We start from the raw sequence: 16409 nt of genomic DNA on the forward strand, positions 1-16409 counted from the left end.
CGAATTATAATGCGCTTAATGGAAAACCCTACCCAATTCGTCCAATGGCTGCGCTCAGTCGCGCCCTACATCCACGCCTTTCGCGGCAAGACCTTCGTGGTCGCCTTCCCCGGTGAACTCGTCAGCGCCGGGGCGCTGCAGGTGCTGGCCCATGATTTGTCCCTGCTGCATGCGCTGGACATCAATGTCACCGTTGTCTACGGCTCGCGGCCGCAGGTAGCGGAACAACTGGCCTTGCGTAACGTCGAAGGCCGCTTCCACAATGGCGTGCGCATCACGGACATCGCCGCGCTGGAATGCGCGAAAGAAGCGGCCGGCGAACTGCGTCTCGATATCGAGGCCGCATTCAGCCAGGGCTTGCCGAATACGCCCATGTCGCATGCGGCCATCCGTATCATTTCAGGCAACTTCATCACGGCGCGCCCGCTGGGCGTGATCGATGGCGTGGACCTGGAACTGACGGGCATCACGCGCAAGGTCGACGCCGAAACCATCCACTCCATCCTCGGTTCGGACGGCCTGGTGCTGCTCTCGCCGCTGGGCTTCTCGCCCACGGGCGAAGCGTTCAATCTCACCATGGAAGACGTGGCGTGCAGCGCCGCCATCGCCCTGCATGCGGACAAACTGATTTTTATTACCGAAACGCCGATGATGGAAGACGCCACGGGCGTGGAAATCCGCGAACTGTCGTCGCACCAGGCCGAAGCCGTGCTGATGGCCGGTTTCTTGCCGGACGCCACTGCGTTTTATTTGAAGCATTGCGTCAAGGCATGTCACAACGGCGTCGAACGCTCGCACATCGTGCCCTTTTCGATGGATGGTTCGGCCCTGCTGGAATTGTTTACCCATGATGGCGTGGGTACCATGATCAGCCATGAAAACCTGGAAAGCCTGCGCCAGGCCACCATCGAAGACGTGGGCGGCATCATCAAGCTGATCGAGCCACTGGAAGCGGACGGCACCCTCGTCAAGCGGGGCCGCGAGCTGATCGAGCGGGAAATCGATTATTTCTCCGTCATCGAGCATGATGGCGTGATCTTCGGCTGCGCCGCCCTGTACCCCTTCCCCGCGCAAAAAATGGCGGAAATGGCATGTTTGACGGTCAACCCGGAAGTGCAAGCCCAGGGCGACGGCGAACGCATCCTGAAACACATGGAAAACCGCGCCCGCGCCGCCGGCCTGAACAAACTGTTCGTGCTGACCACGCGCACCTCGCACTGGTTCAAGAAGCGGGGCTTCGTGCCGGCCACCGTCGACGATTTGCCGAAGGATCGCCAGCATATGTATAACTGGCAACGCAAATCGCAGGTGTTAATTAAAACCTTGTAAAGAAAAAGCCCGGCATGCCGGGCTTTTTCTTTACTTAAACAGTATTACTTGATGTTCAGCGGCGCAAACGATTTGACCAGGTCATCGAGCGCCTTCAATTGCGCCAGGAATGGCTCCAGCTGATCCAGCGGCAAGGCGCTGGGGCCGTCGCAGCGGGCGTTGTCGGGATCAGGATGAGCTTCGAGGAACAGGCCTGCGATGCCGACGGCCAGACCGGCGCGGGCCAGGTCCGCCACTTGCTGGCGGCGGCCGCCCGAAGCGGCGCCACCGGGATCGCGTTGCTGCAGCGCATGCGTGACATCAAAGATGATGGGCAGGTCGTCGCAGGTTTTCTTCATCACGCCAAAGCCCAGCATGTCGACCACCAGGTTGTCGTAGCCGAGGCAAGTGCCGCGGTCGCACAGGATCAGTTGATCGTTGCCCGCTTCCTTGAATTTTTCGACGATATTGGCCATCTGGCCAGGGCTGAGGAATTGCGGCTTCTTGATGTTGATGACTTTGCCGGTTTTCGCCAGGGCCACGACGAGGTCCGTCTGGCGCGCCAGGAAGGCGGGCAATTGCAGCACGTCGACCACTTCGGCCACCTGCTGCGCCTGCCATGGCTCATGCACGTCGGTAATCACGGGCACGCCGAACGCCGCCTTCACGTCCTGGAAGATACGCATGCCTTCTTCCAGGCCCGGACCGCGGTAGGAATGGATCGACGAACGGTTGGCCTTGTCGAAACTGGCCTTGAACACATATGGAATACCCAGTTTTTGCGTCACGCGCACATATTCTTCGCAAGCGCGCATGGCGAGATCGCGCGACTCGAGCACGTTAATGCCGCCAAACAGCGCGAAGCTGCCTGTATTGCTGACATCGATGCCATGGACTTTCACTGAGGTCATAGGGATTCCATATTGGTTAATTGTTACTACTTGGTTGGCAGAGGCGCAGCCAGCGGCTGGCGCGATAAGGCATCTTACTAGCTAGGGCGGCGCAGATCAAATTTGATCCAGCACAAGGGCACGGCAAACGGCGTGTCGCCAGGCCGCGACGGCCCCGCGAGGGCTGGCGCAAAGTGCCTTATAATCACACTTTATCTCTACACTGATTCAGGAGCACAGATGGCCCGCACGATCCACTGCATCAAACTCAACAAGGAAGCCGAAGGATTGGATTTCCCGCCGTACCCGGGCGAACTGGGCAAGAAGATTTATGAATCGGTGTCGAAAGAAGCGTGGGCCGCCTGGCTCAAGCATCAGACCATGCTGGTCAATGAAAACCGTTTGAACCTGGCCGACGCGCGCGCCCGCAAATACCTGGCCACGCAGATGGAAAAGCATTTCTTCGGCGATGGCGCCGATGCGGCCATGGGTTACGTTCCTCCAACGGAATAAGTTTTATCGCTTGCCCGTGACCACGTCACGGGCAGTTTCACCCTCGTTTCACGCCCTCCCTCGCCGTTTCACGGCTGACCTTCCCCGTTTCGTCGCAGTCCGCTCGCCGCCCCTGCCTGTGGCTGGCACAGTACGTCCATCGACAACTTCATTTCAGGGCGGACACCATGTTGCAGCAAATCTTCAGCCACACTCCCCTCTACGTCTGGGTCATCCTGGGCTTTCTCGTCTACCGCGGCGTACTGGCCAGCCGCGCGCGTGAAGTGACCTTGCGCAAGCTGTGCATCATTCCCCTGGTCATGCTGGCGCTGTCACTGAGCGGCGTGCATGGCAGTTTCGGCTTCGACGGCGTAGCGCCGTTCGCCTGGGGAGCCGGCGCACTGGCCGGTGCGGCGCTGGCGTGGAGGCTGGCCAATCCATGCAAGATAGTCGCCATTCCCGCGCGCAGCAGCGTGCAGCGCCCCGGCAGCTGGGTACCGTTGATCTTGATGATGAGCATCTTCTGCATGAAATATGCGGTCGCCGTGACCCTGGCCATCGCGCCAGCGACTGCCCAGGCACCCGGCTTCAGCGTGCCTGTCTGCCTCGCCTATGGTTGCTTCAGTGGCATTTTCCTCGGTGGCCTGCTGCGCACCGTGGCCGTGTACCGCCAGGCGCAAATGACAAGCGGCCCGCAAGGGGCCGCCGTGTAAGAGAGGTGTGGTTGCCGGCAAGCCGGCGATCACCTTAGTACGCCAGGGTACGCACGCCTTCCGGCATGCCCAGCAGGCAGACATTGGCGCCGCGCACCGCGAACAGGCCGACGGCGATGACGCCGACGATCTGGTTGATCTGCTGTTCCAGCGCCACCGGATCGGCAATTTTCAAGCCCAGCACGTCGATGATCTCGCCACCGTTGTCGGTAATGAACGCTTCCGTGCTGCCAGCCTTCAGGCGCAAGCGGGGCGTACCGCCCAGCGCGGCCAGCTGGCGCGATACGGCGGCGCGGGCCATCGGCACCACTTCCACCGGCAGCGGGAAGGCGCCCAGGGTTTCCACCAGCTTGGAGCCGTCGGCGATGCAGACGAACTGTTTCGATACGGAAGCAACAATCTTTTCACGCGTCAATGCCGCGCCACCGCCCTTGATCATGGCGCCGCTGGCCGTGATTTCATCGGCGCCGTCGATGTAGACGGCGATCGACTCGACGTCGTTCAAGTCGAAGACAGGAATGCCATGGCCTGCCAGGCGCGCGGCCGTCGCTTCGGACGACGCGACCGTCCCCTTGATGCGGTCCTTGATCTTGGCCAGCTCATCGATGAAAAAGTTGGCGGTGGAACCGGTGCCGACACCGATGATTTCACCGTCGACCACATGGGCTATGGCGGCGCGGGCTACGGCTTGCTTCAATTCGTCTTGGGTCATGGCATTCAGGCTAAAGTGAGGAATGGCGCTATTTTAACGGATTGCCAGCCCGGCCAGCCGGCCATCATGACCCACGATGCGAGCGGATACAACAGACTAGTGGAAAAACCTTGCCCCAAGGCAATTGCGCACCCATTTACACTCTATGCCCTTTAAAATATGCGAAAATGGGACGATAGCCCGATATGACGTTTCAGGAATAGCACATGAATCACAGTAAACAGGTACTTGTTGTCGATGACAGCCGGGTTTCACGTTTGATGTCGCATCAGTTCATCCTCAGCAAACATGCCGACTGGCAAGTGATCGAGGCGGCGACGGGAGAGGAAGCCCTGGAAAAAGTCAAGACCGTCAACCCTGTGCTGATACTACTGGATGTCAACATGCCCGGCATGGGCGGCATGGCGGCGGCAGAACAATTGCGCACGCTGTGCCCGCAGACGCACATCATTCTCGTCACGGCCAATGTGCAAAACGCCACCCGCAACCGCGCCAGCGAACTGGGTGTGGGCTTCATGGAAAAACCGATCACAGAAACGCGCATCCACCAGCTGATCGAATCACTGGGACTATGAGCATGGTCAATCTTTCCGAACTCGAGAACGACGCCCTGGTAGAGATATTCAACATCGGGGTGGGCCATGCGGCGGCGGCCATGAGCGAGATCGTGAATGAAGAAGTCACCATGTCGGTGCCCTCGATCACCTTTCTGAACCGTGCCGACGCGGCCGCCTTACTGGGCAGCAAGAAGGATGGCGAACGCATCTGCGGCGTCAGCCAGCATTACGATGGCGCTTTCGCCACCGAAGCCATACTGATGTTTCCCGAGGATAAGAGCCTGGAAATCGTGCGTCTGATGGTGGGCGACGCCATGCCGCTGCAGGAACTGACGGAAATGGAACAGGAGGCGATGAGCGAAATCGGCAACATCATCCTCAATTCCTGCGTCGGGACTTTGGCCAACCTGTTCGACAGCGAACTGCATGGCTCGCTGCCCCTGTACCACGTGGGCACCAGCGCGGAAATCCTGTCCTCGTTCGGCGGCCACGATGACGAGGCCGTCGTGCTGATGCTGCATATCGATTTCGTGCTGTCCAAGCACCAGATCCATGGTTATGTGGCATTCGTGCTCGACCTGTCCGCCTTGCACGACCTGAAACAACAGGTCAGCCGCTACCTGGCCAAGGTGCTGGGACAGGCGTGACTATCATGCCAGATGCCTTACACCGACTCGCCCTGCTCGAAAGCATACTCGGTGCCGTGAACCTGGGCGCCATCGTGCTTGATGAGCAGCACCGCATCGTGCTGTGGAACCACTGGATGGCGCGCCACTCGGCCCGCCAGGCCGACGCCGTGCTGGGCCACGATTTCTTCGCCGTCTTTCCGGAAATGAGGCACAAGCGCATCGATTCGGCCATCACCCAGGCCCTGCGCGACAATTTCCAGTCGCTGCTGTCGCAAACCCTGCACAAGGCGCCGTTTCCGCTATACACGCATGGCGCGGCCACGGGCGGCAACAACGGCGAGGAACGCATGCAGCAAGCCGTTGCCGTTACGCCGATCAACCTGCCCGGCTCGCCGCGCCACTGCCTGATCCAGATCAATGACGTCACCATCGCCGTGGGGCGCGAAAAGCTGCTGCGTGAACAGACCATGGTCTTGCGCTCGCAAACCTTTTCCGACGGCTTGACGGGCATCGCCAACCGTCGCCACTTCGACGTGGCAATCGAGAAGGAAATGCGGCGCGCCATGCGCATCAGCAGCCCGCTGTCGCTGCTGATGATCGATATCGACCATTTCAAGGATTACAACGACCATTATGGCCACCAACAGGGCGATGATTGCCTGATCCGCGTGGCGGCCGAGCTGGCCGCCATGCTGCAGCGCCCCACCGACCTGCTGGCCCGCTATGGCGGCGAAGAGTTTGCCGCCATCCTGCCTGATACGGATGCGGCACAGGCGCTGCGCATGGCCGAGGCGATCCGCCAGCACGCGGCCGACCTGCGCATTCCGCATGCCAAGACGGGCAATGAGGTCAAGCACGTCACGGTCAGCATCGGCATCGCCACGCAGCAGCCGCAGCAGCAGTTGGCCATCTCCGCCCTGATCGGCGCCGCCGACCGCGCCCTGTACCTGGCCAAGGGCGCCGGGCGCAACAGGGTCATGGTGCAAGCGCTGTAGGAAAGCAACGCCCGCTACACAATTCCAGTAGACAACTTTACGGCGGATGCGTAGACTCGTATGTGATTGCAGCAAAAACAACAAGAATTTATCTGCGGTATCCATTCAAGCGCATGCGCCGTTCCTGCGCGGATACGGCCAGGAGTGCTTGTGAACCTCGACCTGCCCCTCAAATCCCGTCTTCCGGGCGCCGGCCTGGATACGACCATGGTCAATGGCATGCGCCTGCTGTTGTCCAGCGCCACCTTGCTGACCCTGTTCATCGATCCCGAAAGCGCCGGCAAACTGAGCAAGATCACCTGGCTGATCTTTTCCGCCTACACCATGCACAGCCTGCTGCTCTACGTGCTGGCGCTGCTGGGCTTCAGCCTGCCCCAGGACATCTTGTTGTACTGGCTGGACGTGGCCTGGTATGCGCTGATCGTCTTTTCCACCAGCAGCCACAACAACCTGTTTTTCCTGTTTTTCTTCTTTGCCATCCTGACCTCGTCGTTCCAGCGGGGCTTCGAGGAAGGGGCGCGCATCACCCTGGCTTCGGCCGGCCTGTTCGCCGCCACCGCCCTGTTCGGCGAAACGAACGCGGAACTGTCGCGCCTGCTGCTGCGCACCACCTTCCTGCTGGCACTGGGCTACATGATCGCTTACTGGGGCGGCTCGGCCATCACGCAGCGCAGCCACCTGGCGCTGCTGCGCGATGTCAGCCAGCTGTCGAATCCCCGCTTCGGCGTCGACCAGACCATCACCTCGGTGCTGGAAAAAACCCGCAGCTATTTTCACGCCCGCAGCTGCCTGCTGGCGATGCGGGACAAGGGGATGCCGGACTGGTCGCTGCGCAGCGCCGTGCATACGGGGATGGAGGTGGTCACGACCAGCGCCATCCTCAGCGATGAGGCGGCCAACCCCTTGCTGGCCTTCCCAGCCGACAAGATCGTGCTCTACAACCACCCACTGTCCAGCTGGCTGCCGTGGACAGGCGGCGTGCGCATGCTGGACGCCGACAGCGGGCGCTGGCTACGGCATGACGATACGGCCGGCGCCAGCCTGGCCGAGCTGCTCGAAGCGCACTCCTTCATCAGCGCCCCCTTGCCTCTGCGCAATGGATCGGGCCGCCTCTACATCGTTTCCACGACCAGTCTGAGCAAGACCGACGCCCTTTTCCTCAGCCACATCGGTGCGCAGGCATTTCCCGTCATTGAAAACATCGACCTGCTCGACCGTCTCGCCTCGCAAGCAGCCTCGCGCGAGCGTGAAAAGATCGCGCGTGACCTGCACGATACGGCCATCCAGCCGTATATCGGCCTGCGCCACGGCCTGGCAGCCCTGCGCAACGAGGCTCTGCCAGGCAATCCCCTGCTGCCGGAACTGGAAAAACTGATCCTCATGTCGGGCCAGGTGATCGCCGACCTGCGCAGCTACGCGCGCACCTTCAAGAACGGCCAGGTGCAAAGCGAGCCGGAACTGCTGGTGGCGCTGCGCCGCCAGGCCACGCAGATCCACGAATTCTATGGCATCGACATCACCCTGCATATCGAGGGCGACCTGCATATCAACGACCGCCTGGCGGCCGAGGTATTCCAGATCGTCAACGAAGGCATGAGCAATATCCGCAAGCATACGTCGGCGCGCCACGGCGCCGTCAAGCTGACCTGCGTGCAAGGGTCGCTGCACATCAGCATCGACAATGAATGCGCGGCCGCGCACGTGCCCGATTTCCTGCCCGACTCACTGGCCGAACGCGCCGCCGCCCTCGGTGGCAGCGCCAGGGTCACGCACAACACCTTGGGCAACACCTCCGTCCAGATCGAGATTCCGATATGAATGACCGCCAACCCCCATCCCACTCCGCCATCCGCGTCATGCTGGTGGATGACCACAAAACCATGCTGTGGGGCCTGGAACGGCTGATCGGCGGCGAACACTCCGGCATGCAGGTGGTCGCCACGGCGTGCGACAGTGCCAGCACGCTGACCCAGGCCGCCATCACCTGTCCCGGCGTGATCGTGCTGGACCTGGACCTGGGCGGCGTCAGCTCGCTGGCCATCATTCCGCAGTTGCTACAAGGCGGCAACGCGCGCATCCTCGTACTGACGGGCAGCCACGACCAGGCCGTCATGGAGCAAGCCATGATGAATGGCGCGCGCGGCATCATCAGCAAGGATGCGCCGCCGGAACTGGTGCTCAAGGCCATCGAAAAGGTCAGTCATGGCGAGCTGTGGCTGGAGCAAGCCATGCTGGGCCGCATGATGACGCAGCTGACGCAGCCAGGCGGCGCCTCGGCGCAGGCGCTCGCCGTGGCCAGCCTGACGACGAAGGAAAGAAAAATCATCGCCGCCCTGGTGCATGGCAGCGGCACGCCTGCCAAGCTGCTGGCCGACCAATTGTTCATCTCCGAACATACCTTGCGCAATCACCTGACCTCGATCTACCGCAAGCTGGGCGTCTACAACCGCCTGGAACTGTACGCCTACGCGACCAAGCACCGCCTGGGCGAACTGCCGGCCGCCGCCTGACCACCCCGCCTGAGCGCAGGTCGCTCGGGCCATTTCCTGCCTCTCCCACATCGCTTTGGCCCTGCCGCCAGCGGCTGGCCTCGCCCTGCGCGTGGCGGCCTCGGGCAGGACAATTGTCACGAAAAAATCGAGCAAATCCTCCCGCTATAAACGGGAGATTCTTCTGATGTAGATCAATACGTCGCCTTCTATAGTGAACGTACCAGTGTCCATTCCGCCACCAGTCGCAGTCCACCGAGACGGAGTACAGCATGCGTTTTGACAAGTACCTCCCCTCACGCCTGGCCACGTATTTGCAAGGCAAGGAAAAAGCGGCGTTTTACCGCTATGCGCTGATGGCGGCGCTGGTGGTGGTGGTCTGCATCATCGGACTGCTGGCATTGGGGCAAAGTCCATGATGCCGCCGTTCACGGCAACCATGTTGTCCAACCTTTGTCGTTCCCTGCAGTTCTCTCTTACTCTAGGAGTCATCATGAACTTCATCAAAAATTTCATCCGCGAAGAAGACGGCGTGACCGCGATTGAATATGGCCTGATCGCCGCCTTGATCGCCGTCGTCATCATCGCCTCCGTCACCATCGTGGGCACGCAACTGAAAGCCACGTTCACGAAGATCGGTACGGCCTTGACCAACGCCAATGCCTAAGCGCCGCACTCCGGGCAAGGCTGCCGCCTTGTCCGGAGTGCAGCAGGCGGCACAGCCAGCACGCCGCCTTGACTACCCACCCGCATTGCCATCCATCGACTGCGAGGCCCATCGTGAACTCTCTGCTGTCCTGCCTGTACGAGGAAACTGCCGTCACCGCACTCGAATATGCGCTGCTGGCCGGACTGCTGGCCGTGGTCATTCTGGCTGCCGTCACCCTGGCCGGTGACAGCCTGGCCCTGCTGTTTACCACCATCAAGGACCAGGTCGTCCTGGCGCTGTCATGACTATCCCCTCGAGCCTGCGCGCCTCGCTGCACAACCACCGTGCGCTGCTGCTGCTGGTGCTGGCCTACACGGCCATGGTCCTGCTGCTGGCCGGCAGCAAGCCGACACGCCACGAGATCGCCCCCCTGCTGGCCAGCTTTGCACTGGCCGCGCTGACCGGCCCCGTCTTCCTGCTGTGCGCCTGGACAGGCTACGTGATGTGCATGCTGCGTCCCGCACGCCTGTGCCATTTCCTGTACCACGAACTGCGCCGCCACCTGCACCGCGAGCGCCTGCTGCATGCGCTGCCTGCGCTGCTGCTCGTGCCCCTGTTCGCCCTCAGCTTTACCACGTTCAAAGCCGCCATTCCCCGCCTGCACCCGTTTGACTGGGATGTCCGCCTGTCGGCCATCGACATCGCCCTGCATGGTGGCACGGCGCCGTGGGCTTGGCTGCAGCCTCTGCTGGGCCATCCCCTGCTGACGGGCCTGCTGAACGTCGCATATCACTTCTGGTTCCTGCTGTTTTACGCGCTGCTGTACTGGCTCATCCTCGATACCCGGCACCGCCTGCTGCGCATGCAGTTCCTGCTCAGCTTTACCATCGCGTGGATCGTTCTGGGCAGCGTGGTAGCCATGCTGTTTTCCTCCGCCGGACCCTGCTATTACGGCCACTTGCATGCCAACGATCCGTATGCGCCGCTGATGGCCTACCTGCAGGAAAGCAACCATCGCATTCCCGTCTGGGCCCTGAAGGTGCAGGACATGCTGTGGCAGGGCTACCAGAGCGGCGGCACCGTTGGCGAACTGGGCATTTCCGCCATGCCCAGCATGCACGTTGCCACCTCCGTACTGATGGCCCTGGTCGCCTGGCCCATCCGCCGCGCCGCCGGCATCGCCCTGGCCGCCTTTGCCGTGCTGATCATGCTCGGCTCGGTCCACCTGGGCTGGCACTACGCGCTGGACGGTTACGTGGGGACGGCAGGGGCCATCGTGATCTGGCAAGCGGTGGGCCTGGCCCTGCGCCGCAGCGCCGCAGCAGCCAGCCCGCAGTTGGACATCGCGCCCTGCCTCAACAAGAAAGGGCTGACGCCATGAACGCCCATCTTGGCATGCTGCTGTGCCTGGCCACTCTGGCCGGCCTGCTGGCCGCCGCCCTGTGGCACGACCTGCGCAGCCGCCGCATCCCCAACCGCCTGGTGCTGTGCGGCACGCTGCTTGGGCTGCTGCTGAACGCTGCCATGCCTGCAGGCAGCGGCCTGTTCGACCCCACCTTCGGCGGCCTGGGCCTGCTGCCGGCACTGGCCGGCGCCGGTGCCGGACTGGCCCTGCTGCTGCCCATGTATCTGCTGCGCGCCCTGGGCGCCGGCGACGTCAAGCTGATGGCCATGTGCGGCGCCTTTCTGGGGCCGCAAGGCGTGCTCGAGGCGGTACTGCTGACCTTCCTGGCCGGCGGCGTGCTGGCGCTGGCCGCCGCGCTGGCAGGGCGGCGACTGCGCCTGGTCCTGAAAAATACCTACGACATGCTGCTGGGCGCCTTGCTGCACAGCCTTGCCGGAGGCGTTGCCAGCATCGCCGAACCGCCGGCCGCCAGCGGCAGGCTGGCGTATGCCTTCGCCATCGCCAGCGGCACGGGATTACAACTTTTCCTCCATTACACGCAACTGTGGAGTTTGCGCTGAACGGCGCGCCCCCAACCAGGACTACGACCATGGAAAACATCGACACTCTGTTCAGTTCGCGCCGCGCCAGCCAGGCTTGCAGCATCTTCATGGCGTGCTTGTGGAGCATATTTGCCTGGTCCCATGTGCTGGCCTACCAGCACAGCGGCGACTGGAGCTACCTGCTGTTCTGCGGCGCCGAAACCGTCTCGGCCCTGCTGTTCATCGTGCGCACCGCGCCCGTCAGTGTCTCGACCGATGCGGGCGACTGGCTGCTGGCCATCGGCGCCACCTTCGCGCCATTCTTTTTTTCGCCATCCGAGATGACCATATGGCCCGCTGCGCGCTACCTGCTGGTATTCGGCTGTGTCCTGCAGATCGCTGGCCTGCTGTCGCTGAACCGCAGCTTCGGCCTGGTGGTGGCGCAGCGCAACATCAAGACGCACGGCATGTACCGCTTCGTGCGCCATCCCGTGTACGCCAGCTATGTGGTGTCGTCGACGGCATATCTGCTCAGCAATGCATCGCCCGGCAACACGGCCGTCTATGCGGCCGCCATGCTGCTGCTGGTGCTGCGCCTGCTGCGCGAAGAACGCTTCCTGTCCACCGACGTACGCTACCGCGTGTACATGCGGCAAGTGAAATATCGGCTGCTGCCCTTCATCTTCTGACCTCACCATCCGGCAAAAGGAGCGATCATCATGCCCGATACCTACCCAGAAGCGCCTGCCGACGGCAGCATCATGCCGGCCATGCAGCGCGCACCGCGCAACGTGGCCGAAACGGGTTTGCCCTTCCTGTTCCTGGTGGAACTGCTGGTGAAGGTCATGTTCCTGCGCGGCCAGATCGGTTTGCCGGCCCTGTCATCCCATGTGAAACTGGGCGCCGGCGTGCTCGAACCGCTGCTGGCCTTCATGCGCGCCGAAAAACTCTGCGAAGTGCAGCGCAACGGCTACAGCGGCACGGACGCCGACCAGCACTATCACCTGGGCGACCAGGGCCGCCTGCGCGCCGCCGACTATTTGCGGCGCAATGCCTACAGCGGTCCTGCGCCTGTCACCCTGGCCCACTACAGCGCGCAGGTACTGGCCCAAAGCGTGGCGCACATGCACGTCACGCGGGAAACCATGATGCAACAGTTTCACGACGTGGTGGCTTGCACATCGGTGCTCGACCAGCTGGGTGCGGCCATGAATTCAGGCCGCGCCCTGTTCCTGCACGGCCCCGCCGGCAGCGGCAAGACGTATCTGGCCGAACGCCTGCACGGTTTGCTCAGCGGTACCATCGCCCTGCCGCACGCAGTGATGGTCGATGGCGAGGTGCTGCCCTTCCTCGATCCCATGCTGCACACACTGGCCGCCGACGTGGCGCCGCCGGCCGACCCGCGCTGGGTGCGCGCCTGGCGCCCCACCGTGCTGACGGGCGGCGAACTGACGCTCGACATGCTCGACCTGCAATTCGATCCCGGTGCCCGCCTGTACCAGGCGCCACCGCACCTGAAGGCGAACAACGGCATCTTCATCATCGATGACCTGGGCCGCCAGCGCTGCTCGCCCGTGGAACTGATGAACCGCTGGATCGTGCCGATGGCGCGCCGCGTCGATTACATGTCGCTGCACACGGGCTACAAATTTCCCGTGCCCTTCGACGTCATCGTGGTCTTCTCCTCGAACCTGGCGCCGCAGCAGCTGGCCGACGACTCCTTCCTGCGCCGCATCGGCTACAAGATCCATATCGGCCAATTGAGCGGCTACCACTACGAAGCCGTGTTCCGCCACGTCTGCGAACAATTCAGCATGACCTTCAACCATGCCGCCTACCACTGCCTGCTGCAGCTGCACGACCAGCACGCGCGACCCCTGCTGGCCTGCTATCCACGCGACATCCTGGCCCAGCTGTACGACATGGCGCGCTATGAAGGCCGACCGCCACGGCTCGAAGCCGACGCGCTGCACTGGGCCTGGAACAATTATTTCGGCGCCGCCGACGGCTCCGCCGGCATACAGAACGGACCGGCTGCGGTCCTGCATAAAGGAGTATCAAAATGAGAAACGCACGCGCTCTGACGATGATGGCCTTCGCGGTCATCCTGGCGTTCGTGGCGGTCATCGTGGCCGCACGCTGGATCAATGCCCAGGCTTCGGGCAATACCAACAAGGTCGCTGTCGCCCTGATCGACATCAGCCTGGGCGCGCGCATCGCGCCGGAAATGGTGCGCATGGTCGACTGGCCCAGCAGCGCGCTACCGCCGGGCGCCATCAACGACCCGAAACTGCTCGATGCGCGCGTCACGCGCACCAGCATCCAGCATGGCGAACCGATCATGGAAAGCAAGCTGGCGCCCCCCGGCACCCAGGGCGGCCTGTCGGCCGTGGTGGGCGAAGGCAAGCGCGCCATGACGGTGCGGGTCAATGACGTGGTCGGCGTGGCCGGCTTCGCCCTGCCAGGCAACTACGTCGACATTCTCGTCAACACGCAGGATGATGCGGCCAAGACGGGCTCCGGACGCGACCCCAGCATTTCAAAAATCGTGCTCGAACGCATACTCGTGCTGGCCATCGCGCAAGAATCGAACCGAGACGACACCAAGCCCAAGGTGGTCAATGCCGTGACCCTGGAACTGACGCCCGACCAGACGGAAAAACTCGACCTGGCGCGCAGCGTGGGCACCCTGTCGCTGGTGCTGCGCAACCAGATCGAAGACAAGCCCGTCAACACGGACGGCGCCACCAAGACCAGCCTGCTGGATGCCAAGGTCGCCGCCCAGGTGGCCACCCCCGCCCCCCGGCCGGTCGTGCGCCGCCACGTGGTGCAAGGGCCAACCGGGCCGCAAGTCGATGTCATCAAGGGGCTGGAACGCAGCTCCCAACAATTCTGAACAACGCCACGCTGATCGTCATCCGATCCGCACCACGAGGAGCATGCCATGAGCACCATGAGCAAACTGAGCACAGCAAACGGAGGCCGCATCCTGCGCATGGCACTCGCCATCGCCGCCATCGGCGCCCTGATCCCGGCCGCCCATGGCGAAGCGGGCGCGCCTGCCACGTCGCCGGGCCTGTCGACCACGCCGCCTGGCACCCCGGCCCCGGCGTCGGCTGCGGCTGCGGCCACCACGCCGCCGCCCAAGGTCGTGCACCGCACGCCGCGCATGAAACCGGTGGCGCAGCAAGCCATGCTCGATACGGCGGGCGGGCGGGCCGACGTGAGCCGCAACATGGCCCTGGCCGAAGGCAAGTCCACGCTGATGCACCTGCCGTTTCCCGTTGCCCGCGTCTCGGTGGGCGATCCGCGCATTGCCGACGTGATCCTGCTCAATACCACCGATGTTTATCTGCTGGGCAAATCCGTGGGCACGACCAACCTGATCGTGTGGAACCGCAATAATGAAGCGAGCATCATCGACCTGTCCGTCAGCATCGACGCCAGCCTGCTGCAGGCGCGCCTGGCCGAACTGCTGCCGAATGAAAAAGAGCTGCGCGTGACGGTGGCCGGCGACACCCTGATACTGTCGGGCGTCGTCAGCGACACCGTCAAGGCCGACCAGGCGATGTCGCTGGCCAACGCCTATGCACAGCGCGGTTCGCGCCCCGCCGCGGGCGCCGCAGCGGCCGGTGCGCCACCTGCCGTCGCCGGCGCCGCACCCGACCCTTCCGGCGGACCGTCTGCCTCGCCGCGCGTGATCAACCTGATGGCGATCGCCGCGCCACAGCAGGTGATGCTGGAAGTCAAAGTGGCGGAAGTGTCGAAAACCCTGGTCGACCAGCTGGGCGCCAACCTGGGCTTGAGCAAGACCATCGGCGGCTGGACCTATTCGCTGCTGTCGAACTTGCTCAGCAACAATCCCAGCGGCATCAGCGCCAGCAATAGCCGCAATGGCAATTTCCTGGGTCTCGATGCGCAGAAGCGCGATGGCTTGATCAAGGTACTGGCCGAACCGAACATCATGGCCATCAGTGGCCAGGAAGCCAGTTTCCTCGCTGGCGGCAAGATCTTCATCCCCGTCAGCCAGACCAACAATGGCGGCACGCCCACCATCACGCTGGAAGAAAAAGAGTTTGGCGTGGCCGTCAAATTCACCCCCACCGTGCTCGAAGGGGGGCGCATCAACCTGAAAGTGTCGCCGGAAGTGTCCGACCTGAACAAGGAAGGCATCGGCATCACGGCCACCGGCATTTCGACGACCGCCATCCTGCCCTCGTTTACAACGCGGCGCGCCACTACCACGGTGCAACTGTTCGATGGCCAGAGCTTCGCCATCGGCGGCTTGATCAAGAATAATGTGACCAGCAATATCAAGGCCTTGCCGGGCTTGGGCGAAGTGCCCGTGCTGGGCGCCCTGTTCCGCAGCACGGACTTCCAGACGGACCGCTCGGAACTGGTCTTCATCATCACGCCGCACCTGGTCAAGCCGCTGCCGCCCGACTACAAGCTGCCCACCGATCCGTATGTGCAGCCCACGCGTGGCGACATGTTCATGCAAGGCAAGATGGAAGGCGCGGCGCCGGCACCAGCCCCGATGCCGCAGCCGGCACCGCTGCCCGCGCCCGCTTCCGCCCCGCCGCCTGCCGCCATGGCCGCGCCCGTGCCACCCGCCATGCCGGTCGCCACGCCCACGGTGACCAGCAATGACCTGCCGCTATACCGCGCCGTGCCGAAAGCCGATGTGGCCACGTCATCGGCCAGCATTATCGATGATCTCAAATAGGAGCATCTTCATGAAAACCTTCGCAACCACCCTGCCCCGCTGCCTGCTGTGCGCTGCGGCGATCAGCGCGCTGGCCGGCTGTGCCGCCACCACCACCCCCATACTCGACAGCCATTTCGGCGAGTCGGTGACCTTGCTCAAGCAGCAGCAAATCCTGTATCCGGACGCCGTCTACAACCGCGATCCCGTGCTGGGCCTCGATGGCAAGGCCGCCGTCAGCGGCTACAAGCTGTACCAGAAATCCTACAGCGCGCCCGATCCGATTCCCGACGTGTTGACGATCGGCGTAAGCAAACGCTGACCCGTCCCCCATCCACCCAGCC

General features: G+C 62.9%; 20 protein-coding genes. 18 read left to right on the plus strand and 2 right to left on the minus strand.

The features are described 5' to 3' along the window. Positions 1-18 precede the first annotated feature (18 nt). Entirely contained in the window at positions 19-1329 is a 1311-nt protein-coding gene (argA, locus tag ACQ4WY_RS08035; RefSeq protein ID WP_046685875.1) for an amino-acid N-acetyltransferase, read from the plus strand. 44 nt (positions 1330-1373) lie between these two features. Here the strand turns inward: argA and kdsA are convergent, their stop codons facing one another. Beyond that, positions 1374-2219 (minus strand): 3-deoxy-8-phosphooctulonate synthase, encoded by an 846-nt coding sequence (gene kdsA / locus ACQ4WY_RS08040; RefSeq protein WP_034750794.1) that lies wholly within the window; start codon positions 2217-2219, stop codon positions 1374-1376. Between the two features lie 219 nt (positions 2220-2438). Between kdsA and ACQ4WY_RS08045 the strand changes: the two genes are divergently transcribed. Both ACQ4WY_RS08045 and ACQ4WY_RS08050 read left to right on the plus strand, forming a co-directional pair. After that, complete coding sequence (locus tag ACQ4WY_RS08045; protein WP_034750797.1) at positions 2439-2711, plus strand: oxidative damage protection protein; 273 nt, start codon at positions 2439-2441, stop codon at positions 2709-2711. A gap of 167 nt (positions 2712-2878) precedes the next feature. Next, the gene (locus ACQ4WY_RS08050) at positions 2879-3403 is read left to right on the plus strand and encodes a DUF6622 family protein (RefSeq protein WP_436503553.1); all 525 of its coding nucleotides are present in this window, start codon (positions 2879-2881) and stop codon (positions 3401-3403) included. 34 nt (positions 3404-3437) lie between these two features. Here ACQ4WY_RS08050 and rpiA read toward each other — a convergent pair whose 3' ends face one another. Continuing rightward, the gene (gene rpiA, locus ACQ4WY_RS08055; RefSeq protein WP_353660438.1) at positions 3438-4115 is read right to left on the minus strand and encodes a ribose-5-phosphate isomerase RpiA; all 678 of its coding nucleotides are present in this window, start codon (positions 4113-4115) and stop codon (positions 3438-3440) included. Between the two features lie 206 nt (positions 4116-4321). On the opposite strand from rpiA, the gene ACQ4WY_RS08060 reads away from it, so the two are divergent. The 15 genes from ACQ4WY_RS08060 (at position 4322) to ACQ4WY_RS08130 (ending at position 16387) form a co-directional block, all read left to right on the plus strand. Beyond that, complete coding sequence (locus tag ACQ4WY_RS08060; protein ID WP_152250232.1) at positions 4322-4690, plus strand: response regulator; 369 nt, start codon at positions 4322-4324, stop codon at positions 4688-4690. A 2-nt stretch (positions 4691-4692) separates the two neighbouring features. Continuing rightward, positions 4693-5319, plus strand: coding sequence for a chemotaxis protein CheC (locus ACQ4WY_RS08065; RefSeq protein ID WP_353660436.1), 627 nt, complete (start codon positions 4693-4695; stop codon positions 5317-5319). A gap of 5 nt (positions 5320-5324) precedes the next feature. Then, positions 5325-6296 carry a diguanylate cyclase gene (locus tag ACQ4WY_RS08070; RefSeq protein WP_436503554.1) on the plus strand — a complete coding sequence of 324 codons (972 nt, stop codon included), beginning with the start codon at positions 5325-5327 and terminating at the stop codon, positions 6294-6296. Between the two features lie 150 nt (positions 6297-6446). Further along, positions 6447-8114: a sensor histidine kinase gene (locus ACQ4WY_RS08075; protein ID WP_436503556.1), complete on the plus strand. Its 1668-nt coding sequence runs from the start codon at positions 6447-6449 to the stop codon at positions 8112-8114. Continuing rightward, complete coding sequence (locus tag ACQ4WY_RS08080; RefSeq protein WP_436503558.1) at positions 8111-8806, plus strand: response regulator; 696 nt, start codon at positions 8111-8113, stop codon at positions 8804-8806. The genes ACQ4WY_RS08075 and ACQ4WY_RS08080 overlap by 4 nt, the downstream gene beginning before the upstream one ends. Before the next feature lie 251 nt (positions 8807-9057). Then, positions 9058-9204 carry a hypothetical protein gene (locus tag ACQ4WY_RS08085; protein WP_353660432.1) on the plus strand — a complete coding sequence of 49 codons (147 nt, stop codon included), beginning with the start codon at positions 9058-9060 and terminating at the stop codon, positions 9202-9204. A gap of 74 nt (positions 9205-9278) precedes the next feature. After that, positions 9279-9452 carry a Flp family type IVb pilin gene (locus ACQ4WY_RS08090; protein WP_353660431.1) on the plus strand — a complete coding sequence of 58 codons (174 nt, stop codon included), beginning with the start codon at positions 9279-9281 and terminating at the stop codon, positions 9450-9452. 113 nt (positions 9453-9565) lie between these two features. Further along, positions 9566-9739, plus strand: coding sequence for a Flp family type IVb pilin (locus ACQ4WY_RS08095; RefSeq protein ID WP_353660430.1), 174 nt, complete (start codon positions 9566-9568; stop codon positions 9737-9739). Next, positions 9736-10815 carry a phosphatase PAP2 family protein gene (locus ACQ4WY_RS08100; RefSeq protein ID WP_436503559.1) on the plus strand — a complete coding sequence of 360 codons (1080 nt, stop codon included), beginning with the start codon at positions 9736-9738 and terminating at the stop codon, positions 10813-10815. The genes ACQ4WY_RS08095 and ACQ4WY_RS08100 overlap by 4 nt, the downstream gene beginning before the upstream one ends. Next, a complete protein-coding gene (locus ACQ4WY_RS08105) occupies positions 10812-11399 on the plus strand; it encodes a prepilin peptidase (protein ID WP_353660428.1) in 588 nt (195 codons plus the stop codon). Before ACQ4WY_RS08100 ends, ACQ4WY_RS08105 begins: the two co-directional genes overlap by 4 nt. A gap of 29 nt (positions 11400-11428) precedes the next feature. Beyond that, positions 11429-12049, plus strand: a complete 621-nt coding sequence (locus ACQ4WY_RS08110) for a methyltransferase family protein (RefSeq protein WP_436503560.1) — start codon at positions 11429-11431, stop codon at positions 12047-12049. 30 nt (positions 12050-12079) lie between these two features. After that, on the plus strand, positions 12080-13426 hold the full coding sequence (locus ACQ4WY_RS08115; protein ID WP_436503561.1) for an ATP-binding protein: 1347 nt from the start codon (positions 12080-12082) through the stop codon (positions 13424-13426). Next, positions 13423-14256: a Flp pilus assembly protein CpaB gene (gene cpaB, locus ACQ4WY_RS08120; RefSeq protein WP_353660424.1), complete on the plus strand. Its 834-nt coding sequence runs from the start codon at positions 13423-13425 to the stop codon at positions 14254-14256. The genes ACQ4WY_RS08115 and cpaB overlap by 4 nt, the downstream gene beginning before the upstream one ends. Positions 14257-14304: 48 nt before the next feature. Beyond that, on the plus strand, positions 14305-16086 hold the full coding sequence (locus tag ACQ4WY_RS08125; protein WP_436503562.1) for a type II and III secretion system protein family protein: 1782 nt from the start codon (positions 14305-14307) through the stop codon (positions 16084-16086). 10 nt (positions 16087-16096) lie between these two features. Beyond that, a complete protein-coding gene (locus tag ACQ4WY_RS08130) occupies positions 16097-16387 on the plus strand; it encodes a pilus assembly protein (protein WP_436503563.1) in 291 nt (96 codons plus the stop codon). The last annotated feature ends 22 nt before the right edge of the window (positions 16388-16409 follow it).

Source organism: Janthinobacterium salmonicoloratum (genome assembly GCF_051380845.1).
GTDB classification, from domain to species: domain Bacteria; phylum Pseudomonadota; class Gammaproteobacteria; order Burkholderiales; family Burkholderiaceae_D; genus Janthinobacterium; species Janthinobacterium lividum_F.

Excerpts from the sequence above, each read along its gene's own strand:
- argA (WP_046685875.1), top strand. The coding sequence starts at position 19 with ATGGAAAACCCTACCCAATTCGTCCAATGGCTGCGCTCAGTCGCGCCC.
- kdsA (WP_034750794.1), bottom strand. The coding sequence starts at position 2,219 with ATGACCTCAGTGAAAGTCCATGGCATCGATGTCAGCAATACAGGCAGC.
- ACQ4WY_RS08045 (WP_034750797.1), top strand. The coding sequence starts at position 2,439 with ATGGCCCGCACGATCCACTGCATCAAACTCAACAAGGAAGCCGAAGGA.
- ACQ4WY_RS08050 (WP_436503553.1), top strand. The coding sequence starts at position 2,879 with ATGTTGCAGCAAATCTTCAGCCACACTCCCCTCTACGTCTGGGTCATC.
- rpiA (WP_353660438.1), bottom strand. The coding sequence starts at position 4,115 with ATGACCCAAGACGAATTGAAGCAAGCCGTAGCCCGCGCCGCCATAGCC.
- ACQ4WY_RS08060 (WP_152250232.1), top strand. The coding sequence starts at position 4,322 with ATGAATCACAGTAAACAGGTACTTGTTGTCGATGACAGCCGGGTTTCA.
- ACQ4WY_RS08065 (WP_353660436.1), top strand. The coding sequence starts at position 4,693 with ATGGTCAATCTTTCCGAACTCGAGAACGACGCCCTGGTAGAGATATTC.
- ACQ4WY_RS08070 (WP_436503554.1), top strand. The coding sequence starts at position 5,325 with ATGCCAGATGCCTTACACCGACTCGCCCTGCTCGAAAGCATACTCGGT.
- ACQ4WY_RS08080 (WP_436503558.1), top strand. The coding sequence starts at position 8,111 with ATGAATGACCGCCAACCCCCATCCCACTCCGCCATCCGCGTCATGCTG.
- ACQ4WY_RS08085 (WP_353660432.1), top strand. The coding sequence starts at position 9,058 with ATGCGTTTTGACAAGTACCTCCCCTCACGCCTGGCCACGTATTTGCAA.
- ACQ4WY_RS08090 (WP_353660431.1), top strand. The coding sequence starts at position 9,279 with ATGAACTTCATCAAAAATTTCATCCGCGAAGAAGACGGCGTGACCGCG.
- ACQ4WY_RS08100 (WP_436503559.1), top strand. The coding sequence starts at position 9,736 with ATGACTATCCCCTCGAGCCTGCGCGCCTCGCTGCACAACCACCGTGCG.
- ACQ4WY_RS08105 (WP_353660428.1), top strand. The coding sequence starts at position 10,812 with ATGAACGCCCATCTTGGCATGCTGCTGTGCCTGGCCACTCTGGCCGGC.
- ACQ4WY_RS08110 (WP_436503560.1), top strand. The coding sequence starts at position 11,429 with ATGGAAAACATCGACACTCTGTTCAGTTCGCGCCGCGCCAGCCAGGCT.
- ACQ4WY_RS08115 (WP_436503561.1), top strand. The coding sequence starts at position 12,080 with ATGCCCGATACCTACCCAGAAGCGCCTGCCGACGGCAGCATCATGCCG.
- cpaB (WP_353660424.1), top strand. The coding sequence starts at position 13,423 with ATGAGAAACGCACGCGCTCTGACGATGATGGCCTTCGCGGTCATCCTG.
- ACQ4WY_RS08125 (WP_436503562.1), top strand. The coding sequence starts at position 14,305 with ATGAGCACCATGAGCAAACTGAGCACAGCAAACGGAGGCCGCATCCTG.
- ACQ4WY_RS08130 (WP_436503563.1), top strand. The coding sequence starts at position 16,097 with ATGAAAACCTTCGCAACCACCCTGCCCCGCTGCCTGCTGTGCGCTGCG.